The 4,677-nt window shown below is 33.8% G+C and carries 6 protein-coding genes; 2 read left to right on the plus strand and 4 right to left on the minus strand.

The window, feature by feature from the left end:
- Positions 1-107: 107 nt before the first annotated feature.
- A complete protein-coding gene (locus EKG35_RS21105; protein ID WP_185807843.1) occupies positions 108-245 on the minus strand; it encodes a hypothetical protein in 138 nt (45 codons plus the stop codon).
- Between the two features lie 172 nt (positions 246-417).
- Positions 418-801, minus strand: a complete 384-nt coding sequence (locus tag EKG35_RS20225) for a VOC family protein (protein WP_126296352.1) — start codon at positions 799-801, stop codon at positions 418-420.
- 764 nt (positions 802-1,565) lie between these two features.
- On the opposite strand from EKG35_RS20225, the gene proB reads away from it, so the two are divergent.
- Positions 1,566-2,651 carry a glutamate 5-kinase gene (gene proB, locus EKG35_RS20230; RefSeq protein WP_126296353.1) on the plus strand — a complete coding sequence of 362 codons (1,086 nt, stop codon included), beginning with the start codon at positions 1,566-1,568 and terminating at the stop codon, positions 2,649-2,651.
- A 34-nt stretch (positions 2,652-2,685) separates the two neighbouring features.
- Entirely contained in the window at positions 2,686-3,951 is a 1,266-nt protein-coding gene (locus tag EKG35_RS20235) for a glutamate-5-semialdehyde dehydrogenase (RefSeq protein WP_281274652.1), read from the plus strand.
- Between the two features lie 61 nt (positions 3,952-4,012).
- Here the strand turns inward: EKG35_RS20235 and EKG35_RS20240 are convergent, their stop codons facing one another.
- Together EKG35_RS20240 and EKG35_RS20245 are read right to left on the minus strand one after the other, a co-directional pair.
- On the minus strand, positions 4,013-4,354 hold the full coding sequence (locus tag EKG35_RS20240) for a DUF3889 domain-containing protein (protein WP_246020521.1): 342 nt from the start codon (positions 4,352-4,354) through the stop codon (positions 4,013-4,015).
- Positions 4,355-4,552: 198 nt separating this feature from the next.
- Positions 4,553-4,677: transposase (locus EKG35_RS20245; protein ID WP_246020523.1), on the minus strand; the 125-nt coding region annotated here is incomplete at its 5' end.

Below are 4,677 nucleotides of genomic sequence, written 5' to 3' on the forward strand. Positions count from 1 at the left end.
AATTTAAATTCTTTGTCGTAACTTTTTCGATTTGTCATCCTAGACACTCCTAGTAAATTATTGAGATTATTATACTTTATAAACTCCCAATTTACTGTGTCCATAATTTAGACTAACATCAAAACTCCTATAAAGAAAAGTCCAATAATACTTGTAATAGCAGAAACTTTTTGGACATCCCATATTCCAAAAGAGACTATTGTGGCTATTAGAGATAAAAGAATTCCAACTAATAAATATTTCATGAGCTCCCCCCTCTCTTTTTATACGACTGAATATTAAGTTAGTTTCAATGGTAGTTAAATAAACAGAAAAGAAATATATGAACACGTCTATTAGATTTTTTCTTTGTTAAAAAACACCCTGAAGGAAAGATACGGATAACTTTCCTTCAGGGTGCTAAATTTCAATTGACAATTATCTCTCTATTAATTGCAGCAGCTCACCATTTAAACCGTTAAAGAAGATTGTTTTATCCCCTGATGCCGCTGAAATACGTGGTGGTTCCGGAAATTCGATTCCCTTTGATTCAAGCTCTTCAATTGTCTTTTCTAAATTATCTACCGCAAAAGCTAGATGATCTACTACACCATTCGTTGCAGGATTTTTTATATCAGTTAATTCTTCAATTAATTCAATTTCAACATTCGGTTGGTTTTGAACATATAAAAAACCTAATTTTCGTTTATCTGTATTCACTGTAGTGCGTACCTTAAAATTCAAGAACTTCTCATAAAACTCAATGGATTCCTCTAAATTTTTCACAATAATTGCTGTATGTTCTATTTTTTTAATTACCATTATGTATTCCCCCTTGATTTTATTTTTCTCAACATAGATTTGACAAGTATTAATAATATTTTAAAGGAAAAGATGTAAAAAAACACCAATGCTAAGAAAGCAATAAATTTTAATATTGGGAATTTATCATCAAAAAGTAAAGCAACAAAGAATATGAATGAACAAACAAAAGACCATTTTACATTTTGTATCATTTTACTTCTTCCCGATAAAATAATATTAGTCCCCTCTCTTAAAATGTATATTAATATTAATTTCTTGTCGTTGCTCCCTATTTATTTTATTCGATAATAGTAGTAAGAAATCCTTCATTTCACGTAGGGACTCGACATATACTGAAAACAATTAAATTAAAATTTTCGAACATTCTTATAATTATATTGACAATCCTTAATTTTTATTGCATATTATATGAAAATTAATTATTTAGCGTAACGAAGATTAGTACTTGGAATACCTTTTGAAAAGAGAGCGATGTTCATCGGCTGAAAGGCATCGTGCAAAAAGGACCTCGGAACCTACTTCGCCAGCTTCTAGCAAAACTAGACGCAGACTCAAGCGTTATGAGATTTAAGTGGGATTATGTAAAATCCAATGTAGGTGGTACCACGGAAAGCAACCCTTTTCGTCCTAATTTTTAGGGCGGAGAGGGTTTTTTATTTTCAACAAAATTGCTATGTTGACTTAGTGATTTTAACTAAAAGGAAATTATGATGTACACAAAATAATATTTTAAGCCGCCCTTGGGTTAGGAGGAAATACCAATGGAGAAAAAACGAGTTGTGGTCAAAATCGGGAGCAGTTCACTAACTAATTCAAAAGGAGAAATTGATCACAACAAATTACAAGACCATATTAAAGCACTTGCCACACTAAAACACCAAGGTCATGATGTTGTACTTGTATCTTCGGGTGCCGTTGCAGCTGGATTCCGTAAACTTGGATACCCATCACGGCCAGTTACGTTAAAAGGAAAACAAGCAGCAGCAGCTGTCGGCCAAAGCTTGCTTATTCAGTATTATTCAGAGTATTTTTCAGCTCACCAAATTACAGCTGCACAAATTTTATTAACACGTACCGATTTTTCAAAAAAAGAACGATATAAAAATGCTTACGCAACATTTACTGAATTGTTAGAACGCAACATTATTCCAATAATAAACGAAAATGATACGGTTTCTGTAACAGAATTAACTTTTGGTGATAACGATATGTTATCGGCTTTAGTGAGTGGACTTGTCCATGCCGACCAATTGATAATTTTAACGGATATTAATGGTCTTTATGATGACAATCCTATCAAAAACCCTAATGCCAAACGTATAAATTGTCTAACAGAAATAACCGATGAGATTTTACAAAATGCTGCTGGTTCTGGCTCAAAAATTGGAACTGGTGGAATGCAATCAAAACTTTTAGCTGCACGAACTGCCCTCCAATCAGGAGTAAACGTGTTTATTGGGAATGGCAAAGGTGCAAATAAATTAATTAATATAATGCAAGGTTTCGGTGACGGTACTTATGTTAATAGTGAGAATCATGCCATTATACCGAATCAAAAACAATGGATATTGTTAACTGAGGTATCTGGAAAGCTGTATATCGATGAAGGTGCTGAAGAAGCGCTCCTGATAAATGGTAAAAGCCTTCTTCCTGCTGGAATCTATAAGATTGAAGGAGAATTTTATAAAGGTGATGTAGTTGAAGTTTATGGACGTTCAAAACTTTTAGGGCGTGGTGAGGTACTGTATTCAAGTAATGAGCTTAGCTGTGCATTAGGAAAAAGAACACATGAAATTGGTGGAACAACCTCTGAAGTTATACATCGAGACAAATGGGTAAAAGCTTAAAAAATTTTTAAATAAATATTAAGGAGGAATCAGCATGATGAAAGTGACGACTGAAAGTGAAGTTAGACAAAAAGGGAGATTAGCTAAAGAAGCAAGCCATATTATGAATTTAAAAACAACGAATGAAAAAAATGCTGCCTTAATTAAAATTGCAGAACAATTGCTATTAGATCAAGATAACATTATTGAAGAAAATAAAAAGGATTTAGTTGCTGGAAAAGAAAAAGGTTTACCAGATTCCACACTTGATCGTATTATGCTAAATGAATCTCGTATTAAAGCAATGGCGGATGCAATCCATGAACTTGTTGCTTTAAATGATCCAGTTGGTGAGCTGCTTGAATCAACCACTAAAGAAAATGGTCTACTAATCGAAAAAAGACGGGTTCCTATTGGCGTAATTGGCATGATTTATGAAGCGCGGCCAAATGTTACAGTTGATGCGGCAACTCTAAGCTTAAAAACTGGTAATTCGGTTATTTTGCGCGGCAGCTCCTCGGCACAATATTCAAATAAAGTTCTTATTGATACAATTCATCGTGCACTTCATAAAACGGAGCTTCCTATTGATGCCGTTCAACTTATTGAGGATACAAACCATGAAACTGCAAAAGAACTGTTTCATTTAAATGAATATTTAGATGTATTAATTCCTCGTGGAGGGAAAGCGTTAATAGATTTAGTCGTTCGTGAATCTTCTGTCCCAGTACTTGAAACCGGTGCAGGCAACTGCCATATTTATGTGGATACAACTGCAGATTTTGAGATGGCGTTAAAGATTATTATAAATGCTAAAACACAACGCCCTTCTGTTTGCAACGCAGCTGAGAGCTTATTAATTCAGCGAGAATGGTTCGAAAAACACGGAAATAAATTGCTGCATGAACTTGATTGTTCTGGAATTGAAATAATTGGAGATGAAGCGACTTGTAAAGTATTAGCAAGTGCAACATTAGCTACTGAGGAAGATTATGCTACTGAATATTTAAGCTTAACATTGAGTGTAAAAGTTGTTGAGAATGTGTATGAAGCCATTGAACATATTAATAAATATGGTACAAAACATTCGGAAGCAATTATAACTGAGGACTTAATAGCTGCTAAAACTTTCTTATCAAGCGTAGATGCAGCAGCAGTTTATCATAATGCCTCAACCCGTTTTACAGATGGCTTTGAATATGGCTATGGGGCCGAAATTGGGATAAGTACTCAAAAGTTGCATGCTCGCGGTCCAATGGGCTTACCTGCTTTAACCTCCTCAAAATTCTTTATTTATGGCAACGGACAAATACGAGCTTAAGATATGTACCAGGTACAAAAGCAATCCGAATTATTCGGAATTGGAAATGTACCTGGTATCTTTATTTATCTGTTACTGTATATTTTATGTCAACTACTTCCTCTGTCTGGTTGTTAAAGGTGATATCAACAAAAACACCAAACTCCCGCTTATCTTTTGTTCTTAACCAAAACTTAAATTTTTCAATAGATGTAACAGCTCCTGCTTCTCGTCCCATATGAAGATAATCAACGACATCTGCTCTTGGATATTTTTCCATGATCTTTTGCATTGCAAGTTTTCCCCATTTTGCATAAGCCGGAGCAATTTCTTGCGCACTTGCCTCATTATTTGCAGGTACAGTTAAAATTTTTCCGATCACAATTGTACTTAAAATTAACATGACCGATACTGCAACTTTCAAATGATATCAAGCCTCCTCTTTTTGTTAGTCTTTTCTGTTTTGAGAAGGATATTCGTTTTTGTCTTTATGTTTTAATTAACAATGTTACTTAAGCTAATGTTCAACAAAAATAGGTTCTATGTCAAATGTTGGGGTGAAGTGATATTACACGGCACCCCGATTATCCTAAATGAATCCCAATTTTCTTATATAAATTATTTAAAAAATTTTCGCTTTAAAGTGTTCATAGCTTCTAAAACCATAAGCATTACGCTTCAAAACTTTTGATTTATTATTAATTCCTTCTAAAAAACCATTTGAATATCCAAAACTTAAACTATTTA

The sequence above is a fragment of the Lysinibacillus telephonicus genome, from assembly GCF_003966145.1.
Taxonomy (GTDB): Bacteria; Bacillota; Bacilli; order Bacillales_A; family Planococcaceae; genus Ureibacillus; species Ureibacillus telephonicus.